The sequence below is a fragment of the Kitasatospora sp. NPDC050463 genome, from assembly GCF_040655255.1.
Lineage (GTDB): Bacteria > Actinomycetota > Actinomycetes > Streptomycetales > Streptomycetaceae > Kitasatospora.
Window position 1 is genome coordinate 14,869 of sequence record NZ_JBFAJO010000081.1, and the last position, 22,459, is coordinate 37,327.

The following is a 22,459-nucleotide window of genomic DNA, read 5'->3' on the forward strand; positions in this document are numbered from 1 at the left end:
CTGCCGCTCATCGGCCGAGCCACCCACCGTCGAGCGGCAGGACGGTGCCGTGGACGTAGGCGGCGGCGTCCGAGGCGAGGAACACCGTGGCGCCCGCCAGGTCGTCCGCGCGGCCCCAGCGGGCGGCCGGGATGCGGTCCAGGATCGCCTTGCTGCGGAGGGGGTCGTCCTGCAGCGCCTGGGTGTTGTCGGTGGCGATGTAGCCGGGCGCGATGGCGTTGACGTTGACGCCCCGCCCGGCCCACTCGTTGGCCAGTGCCTTGGTCAGACCGGCGATGCCGTGCTTGGCGGCGGTGTACCCCGGGACGGTGATGCCGCCCTGGAAGCTGAGCAGTGACGCCGTGAAGATGATCTTCCCGTGGCCGCGGGCCACCATCGCCGCGCCGACCGCACGGGTCAGCGCGAACTGCGCGGTGAGGTTGACCTGGAGCACCAAGTCCCAGTCCGCGTCGGTGTGTTCGGCGGCCGGGGTGCGGCGGATCGTGCCCGCGTTGTTGACCAGGATGTCCACCGGCCGCTCGCGCCCGGCGAGTTCCGCGCCGAGCGCCCGGACGGCCGCGGGGTCGGCGAAGTCGGTGCGGATGGCCTCGAAGGTGCGGCCCGCGGCGAGCACATCCTTCTCCACGTCGCTGCCGGACTCCTCCAGCTGGGCGCTCACGCCGATGACGTCCGCGCCGGCCTCGGCGAGGGCACGGGCCATGGTCCGGCCGATGCCGCGCCGGGCACCGGTGACGACGGCGAGCCTGCCGGTGAGGTCGAAGGCGTTCATGCGGAGGCTCCCTGGGAGTCGTCGGTGCAGTCCACGAGGATCTTCATCACGTCGCCGCCGCCCTCCAGGGCCTCGAACGCCGCCGGCGCCTCGGTGAGCGGCACGACCTTGCTGATCAGCCGCTCGGCCGGGATCGTGCCGTCGGCCACCAGGGTCACCGCCCGCTCGAAGTCGCCGCGGTCGTACAACCGGGCGCCCACCAGGGTGAGTTCGCGCCAGAAGAAGCGGTGCAGGTTCACCTCGCGCGGACGGGCGTGGATCGCCACCAGGCACAGCCGGCCGCGCACCCCCAGCACCTCCACCGCGGTGTCCACCCCGCCGGCCGCGCCGGACACCTCGAAGGCGACCTCCGCCCCCGCGTCGCCGGTCCACTCTCGCACCAGGGCCGGCACATCCTCGTCGGCCGGGCTCCACGCCGTCAGCCCCAACTCCTCGGCGATCCGCCGCCGGTGAGCACTCAGTTCGACGACCCGCACGTCCGCGCCCGCGGCGCGCGCGACCAGCGCGATCAGGACGCCGACCGGACCGCCGCCGACGACCACGACCCGCTCGCCGGCGCGCACCCCGGCGCGCCCGACATCGTGCACCGCGACCGCAGTCGGCTCCAGCAGGGCGGCGTGGTCCAGGGCGAGCGACTCCGGCAACCGGATCAGCGTCGCCGCCGGCACGGTCCACCGCTGCTGCATCGCGCCCGGGGAGTCGATGCCGATGAAGTCCAGGTTCTGGCAGACGTGCTGGTGCCCCGCCCGGCAGGCCGGACAGGTGCCGTCCCAGCGCAGCGGCATCACGGTCACCGCATCACCCGGCTGCCAGCCCTCCACACCGGCACCCACCTGCACGATCCGGCCGGACATCTCGTGCCCGATGACGGCCGGTGCGGCGACCCGGGCATCCATGTCACCGTGGAAGATGTGCAGGTCGGTGCCGCAGATGCCGACGAAGGCGGGGGCGAGCAGCACCTCGCCGGGGCCCGGCTCGGACGGCTCGACCTGGGCCGTGTCCAGTGTGCGGGCGGCCGTGTAGCGAACGGCAAGCGTCATCGTGATTCCCGAGTCTCTTCGGTACGGATGAGGCGGTAGAAGGCGGTCGCGGTGCCCGCGAGGATCGCCGACGTCTCGTCGGCGGAGCACCCGTCGAGCAGGACGTCGACGGCGGCGGCCCAGCAGTTCCAGCCGCCGGCCAGGTCCGCCATCGGCCAGTCCGAGCCGAACATCAGCCGGTCGGGGCCGAAGGCGCTCAGCAGGACGTCCCACACCGGCTGGATGTCGGCGATCGTCCAGGCCTGGTGGTCGGCCTCCGTGATCAATCCCGACACCTTGCAGACCACCTGGGGGTGTGCGGCCAGCCGTCGCAACCGCCTTGCCCACTCGCCCAGTTCGCCGCCGACTAGGTCCGGCTTACCCGCGTGGTCGAGTACCTGGGGCAGGCCGGGGAAGCGCTCGGCCAGCCGGATCGCCTGGTCGAGCTGGCGGCTGCGGACGAGCACGTCGTAGCCGAGCCCGCGCTGTTCGATCGCCGCCAGCCCGCGTTCGACGTCGACCCGTTGCAGCCACTGCGGGTCCGGCTCGCCCTGGACCAGGCTGCGCAGCGACCGGAGGTAGCCGCCGCCCGGCCCCGCGAGCAGCCGGTCGAGCTCGTCACCGACTGCGGGGGACGTGAGGTCCACCCAGCCGACCACGGCCCCGATCAACGGCTCCCGGGCGGCGAGCGCGAGCAGGTCCTCCGTCTCGGGCACGTCCGGCATGCACTGCACGGCCACCGTGCTGTGCAGCCGGCGCCCGGCCACCGTCCGGGTGGCCGCGGCGCGCAGGTCGTCAGGGGTGAAGGTGCGGCGGATCGACGCCAGGGCCGGGTCGTCGAGCCACGGTTGCGGGCGCTGTAGGAGGTCCCACAGGTGGTGGTGGCCGTCGATCAGCACCGGCGGCGAACTGGGGGTGGTCACTTGAGGCTCCGGGTGGGGTTGTCTGGAGTGGACCGGTCAGCCGGCGATGTGCTGGGAGTCACCCAGGTGCCAGACCTCGGTGAGTTCCGTCCACTGGCGGGAGTCGCCCCGGTCGGGCCAGGGCTCCTGGCAGGGGTCGGTGAGCTTCCACCACTCCTGGGTCTCGGGGTCGGCCTCGAGCTCGGCGATGTCGGCGTCGAAGTCCTCGCCGTGGTACTCGAAGTAGGAGAACAGCACGTCACCGTGGAGGAAGATGCTGAAGTTGCGGATCTGCGCCCGGTGCAGGGCCGCCTCGACTCCGGGCCAGACGGCCGAGTGGAGTCGCAGGTACTCCTCCCGGCGCTCGGGGCGGAGCCTGATGGTCTGGGCGAAGCGCTTCACGCTGAATCCTTCGACGTCTCGGCGTTCGCCGCAGCGGCGGGGGTGCCGAACGGTGAACGGTAGCTGGGGGTACGAGTGCGGAGTTCGAGCCGGAGCGTCATCCGGATCCGGGTGGAGGCGGGCAGACAGACCGTCAGGTACGCGCCGTCGCAGGTCGCCTCGGCCTCACCGACCACCGGCTCGGTGTGCCCGTAGTCGTACATGTCGCCGATCCAGCCGTCGTCCGTACAGGTCGTGTACCGGACCGAGGTGATGGTGTGCTCGGCGAGGGCACCCGCCTGGACGATCACCGTCCGCTCGTCCTCAGGCGAGAGGTTCACCAGCTCGACGGTGGTCGCCTCGGGGTCGATGGAGGTGACCAGGGCGGCCACGTCCTGCGGCAGCCCCGCGCGGCGGGCCTGGGCGTCGTGGTAGCGCAGCCGGGCCTGCTGGAGGCCGCCGCCGTAGATCACCTGGGGGCCGCCCCAGGTCAGCTGGACCAGGGCCTCGGTGGCCACGGGGTTGCACTGCTGCCACACGTGGATGTCCGCCTCCTCGACTTCCAGGTCGCGGTAGCGGTCGATCCGGCGCAGCCGATGGCGGACCTGGGCCTGGGCGGCGGCGAGGATCCGCTCCGGGTAGTCGGGGTCGTCGCCGGCCAGGAAGGCGAACCACGCCTTCTCGTGCCCGGACTCCTCCTTGGCCCGGAACGACCGCACGGTGCTCCAGTCGAGCCCGTCCGCGGCGCGCAGCTTCTCGAGCCGCGTGCGGTCCGCCTCGGAGGCGGTGTGGTGCCACAACGCGATGGGCACCGCCAGGGTGACCGGGTTGTAGTCGAACCAGCCCGAGTCGTTGCGGCGGAACGGGAGGTGCAAGGTCGGCCGGTCGACGTCCGAGGCGAGTTCCACCGCCCACTTGGACTTCAGGCTGGAGTCCGCCTCGGTGAAGGGCATCACCTTGCCGCGGGAGATGAGGGCGTCGAGCGAGGTCCCGACCATGGAGAGGTAGTCCTCCTCCCCGGTGGCCACCGCCGCGGCGAGCGCCGCCACGCAGGCCGCGTGGCCCAGGCTGTGCCAGCCGTGCGGCCAGGACCAGCCGTAGTGGGCGCCGTACCAGCGGCCCTCCAGCAGGCTGCCGACGACCCCGTCCGGACCGACGTTGTCCGGGATCAGGCCACCGTTCGCCTCGGTGCGCTCCCGCCAGGCGCCGACGTACTCGACGATCCAGTCGCGGTAGCGCTGCTCGCCGGAGACCACCCAGGCGTTGAGCACCAAGCCGGCGGCGGCGAGGTTGACCGCGGTGTCGCCGACGCCCATCCGTTCGCGCATCTGCTCGCCGAGCCGCGGGTCCGCGTCGAGTGGGAACGGGCCCTGGGCCGCCTCGGGCAGCCACTCCAGCGGGTAGCCGTAGGTGTCGGCCTCCTTCTGCTGCCACGGGTAGACGTCGCCGTCGGACAGGCCCTGCCGGTCCCGGTCGCTGCCGTTGTGCGGGCGGGTGATGATGCGGTGCGTGGGGTCGTAGTTCCCGTGAGCCGGGTCGACGAACAGCTCGGCGAACCGCAGGGCGCGCTCGGACCAGCGCTCGGGGTCGGCCATGCACAGGAAGTAGAGCAGGAGCAGGCTCTCGCCTTGGTGGAACCAGTCGTAGCCGCGCTCGTACTCGTCGCGCAGCATGTCCAGCTCGGCGAGGTGCCTGGTCACTCCCTCCCAGTGCTTCTCGCTGGCGGCCAGCAGGTCGTCGGCGCCACCGAGGAGGTAGAGCTGCGGCCAGTTGAAGAAGACCTCGTAGAAGTCGTCCACGCCGTCGCGGGTGGTCAGCCGGCCGGTGTATTTCAGCCGGCCGTCGGGCCCGGTGAAGTCCCGGGCGAAGCGGCGCCAGCCGTGGTCGAGCAGGTCGAACAGCGAGCGCTGCGCCACCGCCCAGCCGGGCGGTTCCAGCAGCGGCACCCCGGCCCGGATCTCGACGGGGGACGCTGCCGCGTCCTCGCCCGGGGAATGGTCGGTGGAGCTGAGGGACATGGGGAGGTTCTCCGATCGGGGTGAGGGCGCGTGCGTCATTCTTTGGTGGCGCCGGCGAGCATCCCGCTGACCAGGAAGCGCTGGGCGAAGAGGAAGACCACGAGCACCGGTGTGATGGCGACCAGGGTCGCGAGCGCCAGCTGCGGGCGCTCGATCGCGAGCGAGCCGACGGTCGGGTTGAACTGCGGCACGCTGCTGAGCAGCGTGCCGACGCCGACCTGGACCGGCATCTGGTCGCTCTCGGGGAGCATCACGTAGGGCAGGAAGTAGTTGGTCCAGTTGGCGACGAAGCTGAAGAAGCCCACGAGCGCGATGACCGGGGTCGCCAGCGGCAGTGCCACGTGGCGGAAGACGCCGGACTCGGAGCAGCCGTCGATCCGCGCGGCCGCCAGCAGGTCCTTCGGGACCGCGGTGGAGAAGTAGATGTACGTGAGGTAAACGCCGAACGGGTAGAACGCGTACGGCAGGACGATCGACCACATCGTGCCGATCAGGTGCGCCGCGTTGATCTCCAGGAAGAGCGGCACCACCAGGGTGGCGCTCGGCATCAGCATGACGACCAGAGTGGCGACCAGCAGGGTCTTGCGCCCGCGGAACTCGGTCATGGCCAGCGCGTATCCCGCGGGCACCGACACGCAGAGTGTGATGGCCAGGGAGATGACGGCGTACAGCGCGGAGTTGCCCAGCCACAGCAGGATCGCACCGTCCTGGAACCCGCTCAGCGCGTGCCAGTTGTCGGCGAGCGTGCTCCAGGAGCCGAAGGAGAGCGGGTGGTCGTGGACCAGCTGGTCGTCGGTCTTCGTCGCCGCGAGGAGGAGCCAGAGCACCGGCAGGACGAAGAACAACACGAACACCGCCAGGACCGAACCGACCAGCAGTCGGTACGACGTCCGGCGCACGTCCCTGCGGGACGTCCGGCGCGGTGCTCGGCTCATGGCGCTCGGTTCCCGTTCGGTGCGTGGCGTGGCGGCCGTTGGGTTGACAGGGGTCTCAGTCGGCATCGAAGAACCTCGAACGTGCGATGAAGACACCGGCGACCGACACGCTGACGACCAGGAGCTCCATGGAGACCGCGGCGGCCCCGTTGATGTTGTTCATCTGGAAGGCGAAGTCGTAGGTCAGCTGGTTGAGCGAGTAGTCGCGACCGGCCACGCCCACGCTGGCGAGCGAGAGCAGTTGCGGCTCGACGAAGAGCTGGGCGCCGCCCGCGAAAGCGAGGATCACCATGTAGACGATCCACTTGCGGAGCATGGGGATCTGCACGTGCCAGGCGGTCTGCCAGGCGCCCGCGCCGTCGATCCGCGCGGCTTCCAGCACGTCGGTCGGAATGTTGTTCAGGGCGCCGTACATGACGACGATCCAGCCGCCCGCGCCCGTCCAGAAGGCGATGATGGTGAACAGCACCGGCAGGTTGCCGGGCGCGATGACCTGGCCGAAGGTGTCGAACCCCAGTCGGCCGAGCAGCGAACTGACCGGGCTCACGGTCGGGTCGAGCATGAACAGCCACACCAGCACGCTCGCGGCACCGGCGAGCGCGCCGGGGATGTAGTAGAGGAAGCGGAGCGCCTGGCTGGCCCACCCGGCGGAGACCCGGTGCAGCAGCAGCGCCAGGCCCACCACGAACACGACCAGCGAGAGCAGCCAGAACAGCAGGTAGACCGCTACATGGCCGATCGCGTCCACGAACCGGAAGTCCTGCGCCGTGCTGACGAAGTTGGTGAAGCCCGAGAACGAGCCGCCCCCGTCGGTGAAGGCGAAGTAGATCGCGTAGCCGATCGGGAGGACGCCGAAGGCGACCAGCAGGAGCACGTAGCCGGCGACGAAGGCCGGGCCGGCCCAGCTCCGGCCGACGCCGCGGGGGCGTCGGCCGGAGCCGGCCGGGGAGACGGTGGTGGTCACTGCGAGACCTTGTACCCGAGCGACTCGGCGTGCTTGACGATCGAGTCCTGCCAGGCCGGCAGCAGCGACACGATGGTCTGACCCTGGGTCATGCCGGGCTTGACCGTGGCGGCCCAGACCGCCTCCTGGCTGAACTGGCCCGAGCCCCAGCCCGGCCACACCTGGGAGGAGGCGTCCTTGAGGGCGCTGAGGTCGCCGGTGTAGTAACCGGAGGTCTCCTGGGCCTTCAGCCAGCTGTCGGCAGCGGGTGCGTACGCCGGGAAGCCTGGAGCCTTCTCGCCCTGGTAGGCGTTGTCGGTGGTGACCCACTTCAGGAAGTCGGTGGCCGCCTTGAGGTGGGTGGAGTGCTGGGACACCAGCCAGGTGCCGCCGCCGACGTTGCCGGTGGCCGGCGCGCTGTCGCCTCGCCACTGCGGCATCGGGGCCACGCCGATCGTCTTCTCCGGGGTCTTCAGGGTGTCCTTGAACACCGCCCCGCCGAACCACGCCGGGCCGGGCATGAGCAGGACCTTGCCCACCTCGTTCTTGGCGAAGTCGGTGCTGAAGACACCGCTGGTGGACATGGACTTGTTCTTGATCAGCGTGTCCATGAGCTGGGCCATCTTGGTGCACTCCGGACCGCTGGTGTTCACGGAGACGGCCTTGGGCCCGGTGATGTGGTTGGCACCGCACTTGCTCGCCCAGAGGTAGATCTCCGGGGTGAAGGAGTCACCTCCGTCGCCGACCAGGTAGCCCGGGTGCTCGGTGGCCACCTTCTCACCGAGCGCCTGGTACTCCTCCCAGGTCTTCGGAACGGTGTAGCCGAACTGCTTCATCAGCGGCGCGTTGTACCAGAGCACCGCCTGCGAGAGGTCGTTGCGCAGGCAGTAGACGGTGCCGTCGACGGTACAGACGTCGTTGGCGCCCTTGGCGAACTGCCCCAGGGTGTCGGCCGGGACCAGGCCCTTGTCGAGCGGCGCCGCGAAACCGGCGTCGACCGCCCAGGTCACCTCGTTGTTCTGCGAGCTGAAGACGACGTCCGGCCAGCCCTTGCCGGTCCGGTTGAAGAGCTGGACCTTGGTCTGCAGATAGTTCGACCCGTTGGCGTCACCGTCGTAGGAGACGATGTCCATCTTCACCTCGGGGTGCAGCGCCTGGTACTGCTTCGCGGCGGCCAGCCGGGTCGCGTCGACCCAGACCGTCACCGCGCCGTCGGTCTGCGCGGCCTGGGCGAAGCCGTCCTTGGTGGTCTTCGCGGGCGTCGAGCCGCCGCAGGCGGACAGGGCCATGGCCAGGCTGACCGCTCCAGCGGCCAGCCACGCCGCTCGTCTCGTGCGGGGCACTGCCTTCTCGTCGGCCAGAGGCTTGTTGACGGTCATGAGCGACTCCACTGCAGAGGCCCCGACAAAGGGCGGGTGGTGGGGGTGGGGCGATGCCCGACCGTCCCGGTCAGGCATCGGGAAGCACCGAGGACGGCCGTTCCGCCGGTCTCGGGGATAAATTAGCCGCCCTATCGAGGCAATCGTCAAGAGCCTGAACATATCCAATCGGACCAGCTTCCGACTGAAAGCCAACCACTGCAGCGTAGTTACATGATGCTTATGACGATTCGTCTCATTTGCCACCCCGCCCGAGCCTCGATACGTGTGCCATATGAGTAGGACTCATCGATTGGCCGCGCTATGCTGAGTCCGCTCCAACGCGATCAGCCGCCCACGCGCCAGTCATCCCGGAGGCAGGACAGATGAACGACACGCCCACGACCGAATCCGCCTTGCCTGCGCAGGCCTCTCCTGCCGAGGCAGCGATGGACGGCTCGGGCGAGGAGCGTCGGGACTACCGTCCCGGGTACGAGATCGTGTCGGAGCAGATCCTCGAGTTCATCGCCGCGGAACACCTGGTGGCCGGCGACCGGCTGCCCACCGAGCACGATCTGGCCAAGACGCTCAACACCAGTCGGGCAGTGGTGCGGGAGGCCGTGAAGATCCTCTCGGCGCTCGGACGGATCCGGGCGCACAGGGGGCGCGGCCTGTTCGTCGCCGATGACGAGGGCATGCTCATCACCAGTCGCTGGGGCGGCTTCTTCCGGCCGGTCGACCTCGATCACGTCCTGATGCTCTTCGAGTTCCGCAAGGTCCAGGAGACGGCCGCCGCCAGTCTCGCGGCCACCCGGGCCACACCGGCCGAGCTGCGCACCATCGAGATCGCCATGCAGCAGTGCCGGCACGGGGTGGAGCACAGCCAGGTCGACGAGTTCAACCAGGCGGACGAGGACTTCCACACCGCCGTGGCCACCGCCGCGCACAACGCCTTCTTGCTCAGCTCCGTGCGCGACGCCCGCCGCCTGCAGCGGCAGTCCAGCGCCATCGGCATCCACGGCGTCCTCGGTGAGGCCGCCAAGGCCGCGGTCGAGGAGCACGAGGCGATCTACCGGGCCATTCGCGACGGCCGCCCCGAGGAGGCGGCTGCGGCCACGGTGATGCACCTCGACCGGACGCTGGAGGACTACCGGCGGGAGATCCAGCGCCGCCTGTTCGGCTGACTGCACGTCAGGAGCACGGCAGAACAGTCGGCGTCCGGGGCGCGGCGGCGCGGTCAGCGCCAACAGCAGCGCGGTCGGCCGGTGTTCCGGCCGACCGCACACTTTCTGCTCCTGCCCCGATCCGGGCTGCTACCTGGTCATCCGAGGTGCCACTCAGGCACCCGACGAAAGCGCGCCCCCACGACCACCAACAGCCTTCCAGGACCACCTCGACCAGCGGGGCATCCCGCGCCTACGCGACTGCGATCAGGCCGGTGGCTGCGCCGGCCGCGGCCTGGGCACGGCTGCCCACCGTGCCGCTGGCGGCGGGGACCCGGCGCAGCCTCGTCCTCGCTACTGCCGGCTCCACTTCTGGTTGGCACCGCCGGTGCAGGTCCACAGCTGGACCTGGGCGCCGTTGGCGGTGGCGCCCCCGGAGACGTCCAGGCACAGTCCGGACTGGGCGCTGGTGACCGTGCCGTCGCTGTTGACGTTCCACTTCTGGTTGGCGCCGCCCGAGCAGTCCCAGATGACGGCCTTGGTGCCGGGGGAGGTGCCGAAGCCGTAGGCGTCCAGGCACTTGTTCCCGTACACGCGCAGTTCCTGTGCGGCGGTGCGTGTCCACTGCTGGTTGGTTCCGCCGTTGCAGTCCCAGATCTCGGTCTGCACACCGTTGGTGGTGGCGGCGCCGGGCACGTCCAGGCAGCGGTTGGATCCGGTGCCGCGAAGCACAGCGGTGTCGGCACCGCTCCCGCCACCCGGGTTGTTGCCGGTGCCCCAACCCCATTGGAGCCGGTCGAGGCCCGACTGGTTGGTGACGGTCAACGAGGGGTTCGTGCCGTTGGCGTTCAGTGAGGTGATGGCGCACGAGGCGTTCTCGCACGGGCCGGGTCCCTGCGTCTGGGTCGTCCCCTTGACGCCGGTCCACAGCACCGAGCCCATGCCGAGGCTGCGCACGGTGTCGGTGATGGCGTACAGGTAGGACAGGTCGTTGTTGCCGTCCTTGGGACCGTTGTAGTTGACACCGGTGTTCATCGGGACGCCGAACTCGGTGAGCAGCGCCCGGTCGGCGTGGCCGCAGAGGTTGTTGGTGAAGTCGTTGACCCAGTCGGCCTCGGTGGTGTGGCTGTCGCCGAACATGCCGTAGATGTGGATCGACAGGAGGGTGCCGGCCAGCCGGGAGTCGGCGCCGACCGCGCACAGGTTGATGTCGGCCGAGAATCCGGGCACGATCACGTGGCCGCGGGGCAGGCTCGGGTAGCGCGCGAGCCAGTTGGCCTCGAAGTTGGTCAGGTCGGTGGCGCCGAAGTTGTAGGGCTCGTTCATGATGTCGAAGTAGAAGTTGCTGTGCCCGCCGTACTTGTTGATGACGGTGTCCCACATCTGGTCGAAAGACGCCACATCGCTGACCGTCCCGTTCTGCAGCCACGGCGCGACCACGACCTTCATGCCCAGCGCGGTGGCGGCGTCCAGCGCCGCGGTGTAGCCGTTCCACCAGGAGCCCGACGTGGTCGCCGCGTTGAAGCCCAGCCGGACGGTGTCGGCACCGAGTGCCTGGAATCCCTTCAGGATCGCCGTGGACTTCGCGTAGGTGGTCGAGTAGTCGTCCGAGATCGACAGGCCCACGGGCACGTTGGGGCCGGTGATGAAGTTGTCGTCGGGGTCGGCCCAGTTCACGCCGTGGAACTGGCCGGTGGCGGACACCGCCGGGGCCGGCAGCGCGGCCGGCCCGGCAGCCTGCGCCGCGTCGGCGGTCCACAGCCCCGACAGCGCCAGGGCCACGGCCGCCAGGGCCGCCATCACGTGCCCGAGGGCCCGGCGGCCGGTGCGCGGCCGACGCCCGGAACCGCCCTGGGCGTCGGCGGGCCCGCCGGCTGCCGGGCGGTTCGAGCGCCGGAAGGGGTTCCTTGTCGAAGTGTCCACGTACTCTCCTTGCGGGTGGGGTGGGATCGGGCAGGGCTGAACGTGAGCGCTCACCGGAACGCGGGCACCAAAAGTCCCGTCGCCCGTCCCCTGGCGGGCGCTTCGGGACGGTGCAGGTGGCCGGGCCCCGGGCTCCCTCGCGTGCGTCCAGGTCATCCGGCGGTCAGCGCCGGTCCACTTGTGGTTGGCGCCGCCGTTGCAGTTCCACAACTGGACCTGGGCGCCGGCGGGTTGCTTCGCTCCCCGGCCCCGACGGCTCGGCGGTCCCGCCTCGGCGCGTCGGTCCGAGCCCGAGAGCAGCGCTCCCCCGGTAGAGATATCACGCCCACCCGGCCGCTGAACATCCCATGTCTACTGGAGACTTCGGACACCATGACATAGGCCCCGCTCGGCACATCGCAGCCAAGTCTACTTGCAGCAGCTTTGCGCCCAGGAGCGGCAACTCGTCCGACCAGTCCGACACATCCCATGTATCGGAGTGAACGGCTCATCCTGTCCTATGTCTTGACAGTCACTCTGGGGCTGCCAGAATCGGCTGAGCCGCGGTCCTGTTATCGCTCACATTCTCGCCCTCGCACTGCAGGCCGTGTCGAGCCGCCCGGTGCGCGCCGCCCACTCTTCGCTGTCGCGAACCGAACCCTCCCCCACCCAACGACTAAGGATCCCAGCCATGGCGATCAACAGACGTCTGTTCCTGTCGAGTGCCGCCGGCATCGTTGCCGCCGCAACGGCGAATCTGACGCTCGGTACGACGCGGGCGCTCGCCGCTCCGTCGTCATACTCGCCCACCTGGGCCTCGGTGGACCAGCACCCGCCGGCGCCGGAGTGGTTCCAGGACGCCAAGTTCGGGATCTACTTCCACTGGGGCGCCTTCAGCGTCCCTGCGTACGGCAGCGAGTGGTACCCGCGGAACATGTACATCGGCGGGAGCGACGTGAACAACCATCACATCGCCACCTACGGGGACCCGTCGGTCTGGCCGTACAACAACTTCCTCGACGGCGCACGCGACAAGGCCGGAAACTGGGTGCAGTTCGCGCCCAAGCTGGCCTCCCAGGGCGGGAAGTTCGACCCGGACGCCTGGGCCCAGCTGTTCGTGGACGCCGGCGCCAAGTTCGCCGGGCCGGTAGCAGAGCACCACGACGGCTTCTCGATGTGGAACAGCTCGGTCAACGAGTGGAACTCGGTACAGCACGGGCCGCAGCTGAACCTCCTTCAGATCTTCCGCGACTCGATCCGGGGCAAGGGCCTGAAGCTGCTGGTGGCGATGCACCACGCCTTCAACTTCAACGGCTACTACGACCACGCGCCGGCGCAACCGACCGCGAGCCTGCAGAAGCTCTTCGGCCAGTTGGGCAGCACGGCGGAGGACCAGCTCTGGTTCGACAAGCTCAAGGAGGTCGTCGACCTGGCCCAGCCGGACATCCTGTGGGAGGACTTCGACCTCTCCAAGGTCGACGAGACGCAGCGGCTGAACTTCCTGTCGTACTACTACAACCAGGCCCTGGGCTGGGGCCGGGAGGTCGTGGCCACGTACAAGGACGGCTACGACAACCGCGGCGAGGTCTTCGACTACGAACGCGGCGGCCCGGGCGACATCGCCAACCCGTACTGGCTGACCGACGACAGCATCAGCAGCACCAGCTGGTGCTACACGGTCGGCATCGGCTACTACTCCACCACGCAGATGCTGCACGCGCTGATCGACCGGGTCAGCAAGAACGGCAACATGCTGCTCAACATCGCTCCCATGGCGGACGGGACGATTCCCCAGGGGCAGAAGGACGTGCTGCTGGGCATCGGCGACTACCTGGGCCGGTTCGGGAGGTCGATCTACTCCACCCGGGCCTGGACGGTCTACGGGGAGGGGCCGACCAAGATGGGCGGCGGCTCCTTCACCACCCCGGTGGCGGGAACGAACAAGGACTTCCGGTTCACCCGCAGCAAGGACAGCACCGTCCTGTACGCCACGGTCCTGGGCTGGCCCGGGAGCACCACGACCGTCAGCACCCTGGCGAGCGGCCGCATCGACCTCAGCTCCCTGACCTCGGTCCAGCTGCTGAACCCGACCTCGGGCACCTCCACCAGCCTGCCCGCCCCGACCCAGGCGAGCGACGGCCTGCACATCACACTGCCGTCGTCCTCGGCCCCGTTCAATGCCCTCGCCTACGTCCTGAAGTTCACCTTCTCCGGTCAGATCCCCGTCCTCCAGCCAGGGGGAATCGGTGTGGCCACCGCGTACGGCGACGTCTCGTACGCGGGTACGGCGGCCGCGCTGGTGCTGGGCTCCTACACGGCCACCCAGCTGCAGAGCGCGGGTCTGAGCGCGCGGACCATCTCGTCCCTGCGGGTTCCGGTCGGCTACCAGGTGATCGGCTACTCCGGCGACAACTTCACCGGGACGGCCTGGACCTTCAGCGCGGACAACTCCGACCTGCGCAACACCGGCAACAACGACGCCATCACGTCGCTGAAGGTGATCTTCAACCCGGTCACCTACTTCCGGATCAGCAACGTCACCGACGGCCTGGTCCTGGACAGCGGCGGCAACGTCGCCTCCGGCAGCAACCTCAAGCAGTGGACCTGGAACGGCAGCACCAACCTCCAGTGGCAGGCCGTCGACCTCGGCAACGGCTACTACAAGCTGGTCAACCGCACCAACGGCATGGTCGCCGACGGCTGGGGCGCCAACTCCAACGGGGCAGCCGCGCAGCAGGCCCCCTGGAACGGCGGCAACAACCAGCAGTGGCAGATCGTCAACCACGGCAACGGCCTGTACAGCATCGCCAACCGCACCACGGGCCTGGTCCTGGACGGCGGCGGCAACGTCGCCTCCGGCTCCGTCACCAAGCAGTGGGGCTGGAACAGCAGCCCGAACCTGCAGTGGTCGTTCATCGCGCAGTAGCAGTGGCCCCGAGGCCGGACGCCGTGGCCGCGGTGCGCCACCTGGTGGTGCACCGCGGCCACGCCGTCCGGACCGTGGTCTTCGTGCGTTCCCTCCCGCAGTGCCGGGTACTACGCCGCCACGGCGAAGTCATCGGCGAGGAAGCTCATACTGCCCACGGGTAGTCCCCTCCGCCCAGGCCAGCAGACGCATCCGAACCACCCACACTCGAACGGGTGGACCCTTTTAGAAAACGCGTCGTTCCGCTGGCGCATCGACCTCCAGGTCGCCACGCCCGGCCTGGCCGCCAAGGCCGTCGAGGCCTGCGTCGAACGCGCCGACACCCACGCCGAGCGCTGGAGCGACCACGCACCCGTCACCGCCGAGTTCGATTTCGACCTTGACTGAACGCCGAATCTCCACGGTCGACGGAACGACGGAGCATTGCCCCTACGCTGGCCACCCTCAACCGGCCCCGGGCTCACTCACATCGACTCGCGCGGTCCGCAGGGGCGGCGGGCACGTCGCACCGAGCCAGATCTCCCGCACGGAGCTCAGCGGGTCGCGTTCCAGCCGCGGCTCGGCGTGCCAGCGCATGGTGGCGCGGCCGTCCCGGTAGGAGGGCCAGGCGGCGCCCGGGGCGAGGTCGCGGACGAAGGCGACCCAGGCCCCGTGGACGGCGTCGGCCAGATCCTGCGGTGGCTCCGTACCGAGAGCCGCCGTGACGCCCTCGGCGTGCAGGAGGTCGAAGGCGAAGGGCAGGTCGGTGCAGTGGTAGGCCTGGCCGGTGCGGCCGGGAGCGGTTCCGGACCAGTCGAACTGGTAGAGCCAGGTGGGCCGTTCGCGTTCGGCGCGGGCCTCGGCGATGGCCAGGGCCGGGGCGCGGAACAGCCAGTCGGTGATCGCCTCGCCGCCCGCCGCACCCGGCCGCTCGGCCAGGAAGCGCGCGGCCCGGTGCTCATCCAGGCCCAACGCGCCGAGCAGGATGGGAAGTTCGGCGTCCGGCCGGTCGTCCTGGGAGCCCGGGGCGGCGAACTCGTGCGCGGTGAAGCCAAGCAGCAGCGGGACGGCTGCCTCGGCCAGCGCCTGCGGGACCGGCACGGGCACCAGCTCGCCGTCGGCGAAGGGCGCGAGGGGCAGCATCGGAAGTCCGTCGGGGTCCGGCCCGCCCGTGTCGAGGGTGTCCTGGAAGGCCAGCAGTTCGGCGTCGGTCGCGTCCCGCAGGGCGACCGCCGTGGCGGGTACGCCGGTGCGCGCGGTGAACGCCCGGGTGACGGCCTCGGCGGTCGCCCGGTCCTGCGGGCGCATCACCGCGCCGGAGGCCGTGATGGCCGCGCGGAACAGGCCCTGAGCGGCGGGTGTCGCGAGGAGGGTCTGGACTGCGCCGCCGCCGGCCGACTGCCCGGCGACGGTGACCTTCGCGGGATCGCCACCGAAGGAGGCGATGTTGTCGCGGACCCATTCGAGCGCGGCGATCCAGTCCCGCACGCCCCGGTTGTCGGGGGCGTCGGGCAGGTGCAGGAAGCCCTCGATGCCGAGCCGGTAGCCGATCGACACCAGGACCACGCCGTCCCGGTTGAAGGCGGCGCCGTCGTACCAGGGGCTCGCCGAACTGCCCGCGACGAAGCCGCCGCCGTGGATCCAGACCAGCACCGGCAGGCCGTCCGCCGGGGCGAGGTCCGGGGTGAAGACGTTGAGGTTGAGGATGCCCGCGCCCGGGACGGTCGGTTCGGGGATGGTGGTGACCTCGCCGAACGGACGGCGCTGCGCGGTCGGCCCGTAGGCGGTCGCGTCCAGCACCTCGGTCCACGGGCGGGGCGGCACCGGGGCGGCGAACCGCAGCTCGCCGACCGGTGGTTGGGCGTACGGGACACCCAGGAAGCGGACGCTGCCGTCGGCACGGCGCTCGCCGCGCACCGGGCCCCGGCGGGTGGGGACGACGGGGTACCGGTGGGGGGTCGGGGTGGTCATGCGGGTCCTCCGGTGCGGGTCACGGGCGCGGCGCCTCGTGGTCGATGTAGTGCCGGAGCCGGTTCAGCTCCCGGGGGTCGGCCGTGCGGACACCATAGGTCCGGTCGGGGGTGACGGGCGTGACGGAGATCCGGCCGTCACGCAGGACGGCGAGCGCGTCGGCGTCGGCGTCGGCGTCGGCGTCGGCGTCGGCGTCGGGGACGGTCTCGGTGCAGTCGTCCCCCGGGCGGTGCTCGCAGAAGCCCGGGGTGATGGCGAAGCTGTCGGAACCCGCAGTGGGCGCGGCGCAGCTCCTAGAGACCGAAGCCGTCGGAGTTCGAGGCCTTGGCGGCCTGCATGGAGTCGTCGTTGGTCAGCAGCACGCGCAGGCCGGCCAGCGGGCGGTCCGCCGGAGGCGCCGGCTCCGCGGCCGATGCGGTGACACCGCAGGCCAGTACGGCCGGTGGCGGCGGTGACGGCGAGGAATCTTCGGGTCACGGGTCTCATGCGTCGTCTCCGTCCGGGCCGGGGAGGTCCACGCCGGCGAGGTCCAGGTCGGCGAGGTCCACGCCGGCGAGGTCCAGGTCGAGGCCGGCGCCGTACGGGAAGAGCGGGTCGGCGGTGTCGTGCGGGACGTCAGGGCGGGAGGCCTCGACGGCGGCCATCGAGCGCGGCAGTTCGAAGGGCAGCCGCCCTTCGGGACGGGCGCGGCCGAAGACGACGTCGAGCATCGCCTCGTCGCTCGCGCCGTAGTCGGCGATCACGGCGGCGGCGCGCTCGGCGATCTCCGGGATGACGGCGGGCCGTTCGAGGTTGATCAGCACGACGGTGGGGACGGTGTCGAGCACCCGCAGGATCGCGGCCAGATCGTTCTCGGGGAAGTCGAGACGGCCGGAGTGGAACATCGACTCGAAGCGGTTGGGCCGGTACTCGTACGGGGTGAAGAGCCGCAGGACGGCGAGGTCGGCCTCGGCCGGGCCGGCGGCGTGGCGACCGTAGCGGGAGACGACGCAACGGTCGAGGCCCTCGGTGTGGAGCCGGGGCGCGGTGCGGGTGACCGGCAGGGTGCGGTCGCGGTTCGCCAGGACGGTGAGCGAGCGGCGCTGGGCGGCGGCTCCGGCGGCGCGGAAGCCGGCCTGGCCGACGGTCTCCTCGGCGGCGTCCGGGTCGACGTGGCGCCGGTCGTCGAAGAGCCCGAGGACGAACTTCTCGCGCAGCAGGCGCCGCACCGAGTGGTCGATCCGCTCCTCGGCGATCCGGCCGGAGCGCACCAGGTCGACGATCACCTCGGGGCACTCCTCGCCTCCGAACTGGTCGACGCCCGCGTCCAGGGCCTTGGCCGCGCGCTCGGCGACGGTCAGGTGCTCGACACCCCACGCTCGGGCCTGGTGCGGCTCGCCGAAGATCTCGTCGTCGGTGAGCAGTCCCCAGTCGGTGCAGACGATGCCGCCGAAGCCCAGTTGCTCGCGGAGCAGACCGGTGACCACGCCCCGGTTGAAGCCGAAGCCGACCTCCTCCCAGTCGGTGCCGACCGGCTGACCGTAGTACGGCATCATCTGTGCGGCGCCGGCCTCGATCGCGGCGCGGAACGGCGCGAGGTGCAGCTCGCGCATCCCACCGGGGTAGACCTGCTCCTTGCCGTGCGGGAAGTGTGGGTCCTCGCCGTCCTTCTGCGGTCCGCCGCCGGGGAAGTGCTTGACCATGGTGGCCACGCTGTCCGGGCCGAGACGCTCGCCCTGGAAGCCCCGGACGTAGGCCTGGACGAGCTCCGAGGTGAGTGCGGCGTCGGCGCCGAAGGTGCCCATCTGGCGGGACCAGCGGGGTTCGGTGGCGAGGTCGACCTGCGGGTGCAGGGCGACCCGGAGCCCGACGGCCAGGTACTCCTGGCGGGCGATGTCGGCGAATCGGTGGACTAGTTCGGGGTCGCGGACGGCCGCCAGGCCGATCGCCTCGGGCCAGGCGGAGAAGGCACCGGCCTGGATGGAGGCGCCGATGTTGAGGGTGAAGGAGTGCCGGGGGTCGGTGGAGACGGTGACCGGGATGCCGAGCCGGGTGCCGGCGGCGATCTCCTGGACGGCGTTGTGCCACTCGGCGAGCTGCCGGGGGCCGGCGGTGCCGACCAGGTTGAAGTGGTTCAGCCCGTGGTCGCGGACCAGGCCGGTGGTGTCGGCGGGGAAGTCGCTCTCGTCCCCGTCCGCCGCCTCGACGGGGCGGCCGTCCGGGTGCATCGGGATCACGGTGTGGAAGAGCAGGCCGGCCTTCTCCTCCAGGGTCATCCGGGCCAGCAGGTCGGCGACCCGTTCGTCGACGGGCCGGGCCCGGTCCTGATACGGGTGGACGGCGATGGTGGTGCGCACGGGCGGGGTCTCCAGGGTCTCTTCCGTGGGGGCGGTTCAGCGGACGGTCTTGATCGGGGCCACCGCGAGCGCCCCGACGAGGATGATCACTGCGGCGACCAGGTACAGCGCGTCGTAGCCGGCCGCGCCGACGACCAGCGAGGCCACGAACGGAGCGATGATCTGCGGTCCGGCGTTGGCGACGTTCAGCACACCGAGGTCGCGGGCGGCGTCGTCGACGCTCGGCAGCACCAGCGTGACCAGGGCCGTGTCCACGGCCATGAAGCAGCCGAAGGCGATCCCGGCGAGCACGGTGAACAGCAGGATGCCGGTCCAGTCCGGGAGCAGCACCGGAACGGTCATGCTGACGGCGGCCAGCACGCAGGAGACCGCGATCAACGGCTTGCGGCGCCCGGTCCGGTCGGAGAGCCAGCCGCCGAGGACGGTGGCGGCCAGGGTGGAGACCGCGTCGACCGGTGCCAGCGCGGCCTGGGCGGCCGCCGCGTCCATGTCGCCGGGCAGGTCGATGTGGTCCTGCAGGATGTAGAACTGGAACAGCGAGACCGCGAAGAATCCGAGCATCATCAGGAAGCGGCCGATGAACGCCCAGCGGAAGTCGGCGACCCGCAGGGTGGCGACGAAGGCGGCGAGTTGACGGCGCAGCGGGACGGCCTCCACCGGCGGCAGCTTCTCCTCCCGGGCCAGCACGGTGAACAGCACGGCCGTCAGGGCGATCACCGCACCCGTCACCAGGTAGCCGGTGCCGAGGGAGTCCGGGACGTAGCGGGTGGCCAGGGTGACGCCGACGACCGCGCCGATCGGGGTGCCGATGCCGACCATCGCGGAGGCGAGGCCGCGGCGGTCGGCCGGGACCCGGTCGGGGACGATCGCGGTGAGTGCCGCCTGGTAGACGTTCATCGCGGCCTGCACCAGGCACCACGCGATGGTGACCAGCAGGATCGTGCGCACCTGTCCGAGCAGCGCGAGCGCGGCGAAGGCCGCGAGGCCGCCGCCGAGGATCCACGGGTTGCGGCGGCGGGAGCGGTCGGAGAGCAGGCCGGCCAGCGGGTTGAAGAGGGTGGCGAAGACCGCGGCGACGCCGGAGACCAGCCCGAGGCTGCCGACCTTGCCGTCCGGGTCGAGCAGTTCGATCTGGGCGGGCAGCAGGACCTGCCCGATGCCCAGGTAGACCAGGTACATGGCGGCGTTGCCGAGGGTGAGCATCGGCAGCAGTCGGCCGAGCCGGCCTGCGCGGGAGCCGCTGGGCGCGGCCTCGGCTCTCGGGGCGCCGACCGCGTCGTCGGTGGTGGTCATGACCGGCCTCCTGGGTGGCCACGGGTCCCGCCGGGCGGGAAGTTGAGGGGGGTCCCGGAGGGCGGCTCGGCTCCGGTCGGCGAGGTGGAGGGGCCGACCGGGCGGCGCAGGGCTCCGTTCCGGGGTGCGCACCCAGCGAACCATGAAAACCGAGTAGGTAGTAGGTATTCATGATGTGACCCACGCCACAGCCGGCCGGGGCGCCCCGGCCGGCTGTGGCTAAGGTGACAGCCATGGACGTCAAGGACGGGGCCGCGGCCCACGGATCAGGCAGGGGCGCGCCGCGCGGCAGCTACGCGGTGGGCGACGAGCGGCGCTCACGGATCCTGGACGCCGCCGTCGAGCACTTCGCCCAGTGGGGCTTCCACGCGACCTCGCTCGCCCGGGTCGCCAAGGACGCCGGCATCACCCAGGGCGGACTGCTGCACCACTTCCGCACCAAGGAGGCGCTGCTGGTCTCGGTGCTGGAGGCCAGCGACGAACACGACACCGAGCGGTTCTTCGCCGAGGAGTGCGCGAGCGTCGCCGAGTGGTTCCACCGGCTGCTCGCCCTGACCACCCACAACAGCCGCCGGCCGGGCCGCACCCGGATGTTCAACGCCCTGGTCGGCGAGTCCGGCGACCCGGACCACCCGGCGCACGCCTTCTTCGCGCGCCGCTACCGCACCCTGGTCGCCGATGCCGCACAGTCGCTGCGGCGCGGCGTCGACAGCGCCGAACTGCGTCCCGACACCGACTGCACGGCCGAGGCGAGGCACCTGCTGGCGGTCATGGACGGACTCCAGCTGCAATGGGTGCTCGACCCGGACTCGGTGGACATGACCGAGGAGCTGGGTCGCTACCTCGACCGGCTGTACCGGGGTCTGTCCGCCGCGGGCACGGGCCTGCCCCCGCATCCGGCCGGCTCCTGAGCGCACCCCACCAGCCGGGATTCCGGACCGGATCGGGCCCACGCCGGTCGACCGGGCCCTTATGTCAACACCATTGACGTGATTCCGGCGCGACGGTCTGATGGCGGCATACGGAGGCCCGGTCCTCCGTGCACCTCCGCCATGCACCGAAGGAGCCACCGCCATGGCCGACCCCGTCCGCGCCCTCCAGGACGCCCAGCCCCTGCCGTTCTGGCTCGATGACCCAGCCCGGCCCGCCGCCGCCTCCGCCCTCGTCGGCGACGTGCGCTGCGACCTCCTCGTGGTCGGCGGCGGCTACAGCGGACTGTGGACCGCGCTCATCGCCAAGGAACGCGACCCCTCGCTCGACGTCGTCCTCATCGAGGCGCAGGAGGTCGGCTGGGCCGCCTCCGGCCGCAACGGCGGCTTCTGCGAAGCCAGCCTCACCCACGGCCTCGCCAACGGGTACCAGCGCTGGCCCGGCGAACTCGACGCCCTGGAGCGGCTCGGCGCCGCCAACCTCCAGGCCATGGAGGACACCGTCGAGCGCCACGGCATCGACTGCGACTGGGAGCGCACCGGCTCCCTCGTCGTCGCCACGGAGCCCTACCAGGTCGACGAGCTGCAGGAGTTCGCCGAACTCGCCGCGCGCTACGGGAGCCGGCCCGACGTCCTGGACCGCGAGGCCGTCCGCGCCGAGATCGATTCCCCCACCTTCCTCGGCGCGCTGTGGGACCGCGAGGGGGTCGCCATGCTCAACCCCGCCCGCCTCGCCTGGGGCCTCAAGCGGGCCTGCCTCGACCTGGGCGTGCGGATGTTCGAACACACCCCCGCGGCCGGCCTGAGCGACTCCCCGCGCGGGATCACCGTCCGCACCCCGTACGGCCGCGTCGGCGCCCGCCGCGTGGCGCTCGCCACCAACGCCTTCCCCTCCCTGCTGCGCCGCCACCGCCCGTACACCGTGCCGGTCTACGACTACGCTCTGATGACCGAACCGCTGACCGACGCCCAGCTCGCCTCGGTGGGCTGGCGCAACCGCCAGGGCTTCTCCGACAGCGCCAACCACTTCCACTACGTCCGGCTCTCGGCCGACAACCGCATCCTGTTCGGCGGCTACGACGTGGTCCACCGGTTCCGCGGCCGGGTGCGGGCCGAACGCGACCAGCGGCCGGAGACCTTCGCCACCCTCGCCCGGCACTTCGCCCGGACCTTCCCCCAGTTGGAGGGCCTGCGGTTCACCCACGCCTGGGGCGGCGCGATCGACACCTGCACCCGGTTCAGCGCGTTCTTCGACCTCTCCCACGACGGCCGGGTCGCCTACGCGGCGGGCTACACCGGGCTCGGCGTGGGCGCCACCCGCTTCGGGGCCGAGGTGATGCTCGACCTTCTGGCCGGCGCCCGCACCGAACGCACCGAACTGGAGATGGTCCGCCGCAAGCCGCTGCCCTTCCCGCCCGAGCCGGCCCGAACGATCGGCATCGGCATCACCCAGTGGGCCCTCACCCGCGCCGACGCCGACAGCGGCCGGCGCAACCTCTGGCTCCGCACCCTCGACCGCCTCGGCCTCGGCTTCGACTCCTGAGCGAACCGCCGGCCGGCCCGGGGCGCGGTACCGACGTGGCGTCGGCGCGGGTGTGGGCCCACTGGGTGATGCCGATGCCGATCGTTCGGGCC

General features: G+C 71.1%; 16 protein-coding genes and 1 pseudogene. 5 read left to right on the forward strand and 12 right to left on the reverse strand.

Annotation, left to right across the window (positions count from 1 at the left end; translation table 11 throughout):
* Nucleotides 1–7: 7 nt before the first annotated feature.
* The 8 genes from AB0J08_RS34300 to AB0J08_RS34335 are packed head-to-tail and all read right to left on the reverse strand — an operon-like array spanning nt 8 to nt 8,346.
* Nucleotides 8–769 (reverse strand): SDR family oxidoreductase, encoded by a 762-nt coding sequence (locus AB0J08_RS34300; protein ID WP_360641909.1) that lies wholly within the window; start codon nt 767–769, stop codon nt 8–10.
* Nucleotides 766–1,809 (reverse strand): alcohol dehydrogenase catalytic domain-containing protein, encoded by a 1,044-nt coding sequence (locus AB0J08_RS34305; RefSeq protein ID WP_360641911.1) that lies wholly within the window; start codon nt 1,807–1,809, stop codon nt 766–768. Before AB0J08_RS34305 ends, AB0J08_RS34300 begins: the two co-directional genes overlap by 4 nt.
* Nucleotides 1,806–2,711 (reverse strand): amidohydrolase family protein, encoded by a 906-nt coding sequence (locus tag AB0J08_RS34310; RefSeq protein WP_360641913.1) that lies wholly within the window; start codon nt 2,709–2,711, stop codon nt 1,806–1,808. Before AB0J08_RS34310 ends, AB0J08_RS34305 begins: the two co-directional genes overlap by 4 nt.
* Before the next feature lie 36 nt (nt 2,712–2,747).
* Nucleotides 2,748–3,092: an L-rhamnose mutarotase gene (locus AB0J08_RS34315; protein ID WP_360641915.1), complete on the reverse strand. Its 345-nt coding sequence runs from the start codon at nt 3,090–3,092 to the stop codon at nt 2,748–2,750.
* Nucleotides 3,089–5,089, reverse strand: coding sequence for a hypothetical protein (locus AB0J08_RS34320; RefSeq protein WP_360641917.1), 2,001 nt, complete (start codon nt 5,087–5,089; stop codon nt 3,089–3,091). The genes AB0J08_RS34315 and AB0J08_RS34320 overlap by 4 nt, the downstream gene beginning before the upstream one ends.
* 35 nt (nt 5,090–5,124) lie before the next feature.
* Nucleotides 5,125–6,024, reverse strand: a complete 900-nt coding sequence (locus tag AB0J08_RS34325) for a carbohydrate ABC transporter permease (RefSeq protein ID WP_360641919.1) — start codon at nt 6,022–6,024, stop codon at nt 5,125–5,127.
* Nucleotides 6,025–6,079: 55 nt separating this feature from the next.
* Nucleotides 6,080–6,988: a sugar ABC transporter permease gene (locus AB0J08_RS34330; RefSeq protein ID WP_360641921.1), complete on the reverse strand. Its 909-nt coding sequence runs from the start codon at nt 6,986–6,988 to the stop codon at nt 6,080–6,082.
* Entirely contained in the window at nt 6,985–8,346 is a 1,362-nt protein-coding gene (locus AB0J08_RS34335) for an extracellular solute-binding protein (RefSeq protein ID WP_360641923.1), read from the reverse strand. Before AB0J08_RS34335 ends, AB0J08_RS34330 begins: the two co-directional genes overlap by 4 nt.
* Nucleotides 8,347–8,711: 365 nt before the next feature.
* Here AB0J08_RS34335 and AB0J08_RS34340 point away from each other — a divergent pair, with 365 nt between their 5' ends.
* On the forward strand, nt 8,712–9,509 hold the full coding sequence (locus AB0J08_RS34340; protein ID WP_360641925.1) for an FCD domain-containing protein: 798 nt from the start codon (nt 8,712–8,714) through the stop codon (nt 9,507–9,509).
* 333 nt (nt 9,510–9,842) lie between these two features.
* Here the strand turns inward: AB0J08_RS34340 and AB0J08_RS34345 are convergent, their stop codons facing one another.
* On the reverse strand, nt 9,843–11,411 hold the full coding sequence (locus tag AB0J08_RS34345; protein ID WP_360641927.1) for a ricin-type beta-trefoil lectin domain protein: 1,569 nt from the start codon (nt 11,409–11,411) through the stop codon (nt 9,843–9,845).
* Between the two features lie 670 nt (nt 11,412–12,081).
* On the opposite strand from AB0J08_RS34345, the gene AB0J08_RS34350 reads away from it, so the two are divergent.
* Nucleotides 12,082–14,316, forward strand: a complete 2,235-nt coding sequence (locus AB0J08_RS34350) for an alpha-L-fucosidase (protein ID WP_360641929.1) — start codon at nt 12,082–12,084, stop codon at nt 14,314–14,316.
* Between the two features lie 246 nt (nt 14,317–14,562).
* Nucleotides 14,563–14,703 (forward strand): annotated as a pseudogene (locus AB0J08_RS34355) (exodeoxyribonuclease III); the annotation flags it as partial.
* A 57-nt stretch (nt 14,704–14,760) separates the two neighbouring features.
* Here the strand turns inward: AB0J08_RS34355 and AB0J08_RS34360 are convergent.
* The 3 genes from AB0J08_RS34360 to AB0J08_RS34370 form a co-directional block, all read right to left on the reverse strand.
* Entirely contained in the window at nt 14,761–16,266 is a 1,506-nt protein-coding gene (locus AB0J08_RS34360) for a carboxylesterase family protein (protein ID WP_360641931.1), read from the reverse strand.
* Between the two features lie 482 nt (nt 16,267–16,748).
* Nucleotides 16,749–18,602, reverse strand: coding sequence for a glycoside hydrolase family 3 N-terminal domain-containing protein (locus AB0J08_RS34365; RefSeq protein WP_360641934.1), 1,854 nt, complete (start codon nt 18,600–18,602; stop codon nt 16,749–16,751).
* 36 nt (nt 18,603–18,638) lie between these two features.
* On the reverse strand, nt 18,639–19,895 hold the full coding sequence (locus tag AB0J08_RS34370; RefSeq protein WP_360641936.1) for an MFS transporter: 1,257 nt from the start codon (nt 19,893–19,895) through the stop codon (nt 18,639–18,641).
* Between the two features lie 233 nt (nt 19,896–20,128).
* Here AB0J08_RS34370 and AB0J08_RS34375 point away from each other — a divergent pair, with 233 nt between their 5' ends.
* A complete protein-coding gene (locus AB0J08_RS34375; protein WP_360641938.1) occupies nt 20,129–20,806 on the forward strand; it encodes a TetR/AcrR family transcriptional regulator in 678 nt (225 codons plus the stop codon).
* A gap of 163 nt (nt 20,807–20,969) precedes the next feature.
* Complete coding sequence (locus AB0J08_RS34380; protein ID WP_360641940.1) at nt 20,970–22,367, forward strand: FAD-dependent oxidoreductase; 1,398 nt, start codon at nt 20,970–20,972, stop codon at nt 22,365–22,367.
* Nucleotides 22,368–22,459 lie beyond the last annotated feature (92 nt).

What these genes read in the sequence shown, in the direction of transcription:
- AB0J08_RS34300 (WP_360641909.1), bottom strand. Translation starts at nt 769, where the DNA reads ATGAACGCCTTCGACCTCACCGGCAGGCTCGCCGTCGTCACCGGTGCC.
- AB0J08_RS34305 (WP_360641911.1), bottom strand. Translation starts at nt 1,809, where the DNA reads ATGACGCTTGCCGTTCGCTACACGGCCGCCCGCACACTGGACACGGCC.
- AB0J08_RS34320 (WP_360641917.1), bottom strand. Translation starts at nt 5,089, where the DNA reads ATGTCCCTCAGCTCCACCGACCATTCCCCGGGCGAGGACGCGGCAGCG.
- AB0J08_RS34325 (WP_360641919.1), bottom strand. Translation starts at nt 6,024, where the DNA reads ATGAGCCGAGCACCGCGCCGGACGTCCCGCAGGGACGTGCGCCGGACG.
- AB0J08_RS34335 (WP_360641923.1), bottom strand. Translation starts at nt 8,346, where the DNA reads ATGACCGTCAACAAGCCTCTGGCCGACGAGAAGGCAGTGCCCCGCACG.
- AB0J08_RS34340 (WP_360641925.1), top strand. Translation starts at nt 8,712, where the DNA reads ATGAACGACACGCCCACGACCGAATCCGCCTTGCCTGCGCAGGCCTCT.
- AB0J08_RS34350 (WP_360641929.1), top strand. Translation starts at nt 12,082, where the DNA reads ATGGCGATCAACAGACGTCTGTTCCTGTCGAGTGCCGCCGGCATCGTT.
- AB0J08_RS34360 (WP_360641931.1), bottom strand. Translation starts at nt 16,266, where the DNA reads ATGACCACCCCGACCCCCCACCGGTACCCCGTCGTCCCCACCCGCCGG.
- AB0J08_RS34370 (WP_360641936.1), bottom strand. Translation starts at nt 19,895, where the DNA reads ATGACCACCACCGACGACGCGGTCGGCGCCCCGAGAGCCGAGGCCGCG.
- AB0J08_RS34375 (WP_360641938.1), top strand. Translation starts at nt 20,129, where the DNA reads ATGGACGTCAAGGACGGGGCCGCGGCCCACGGATCAGGCAGGGGCGCG.
- AB0J08_RS34380 (WP_360641940.1), top strand. Translation starts at nt 20,970, where the DNA reads ATGGCCGACCCCGTCCGCGCCCTCCAGGACGCCCAGCCCCTGCCGTTC.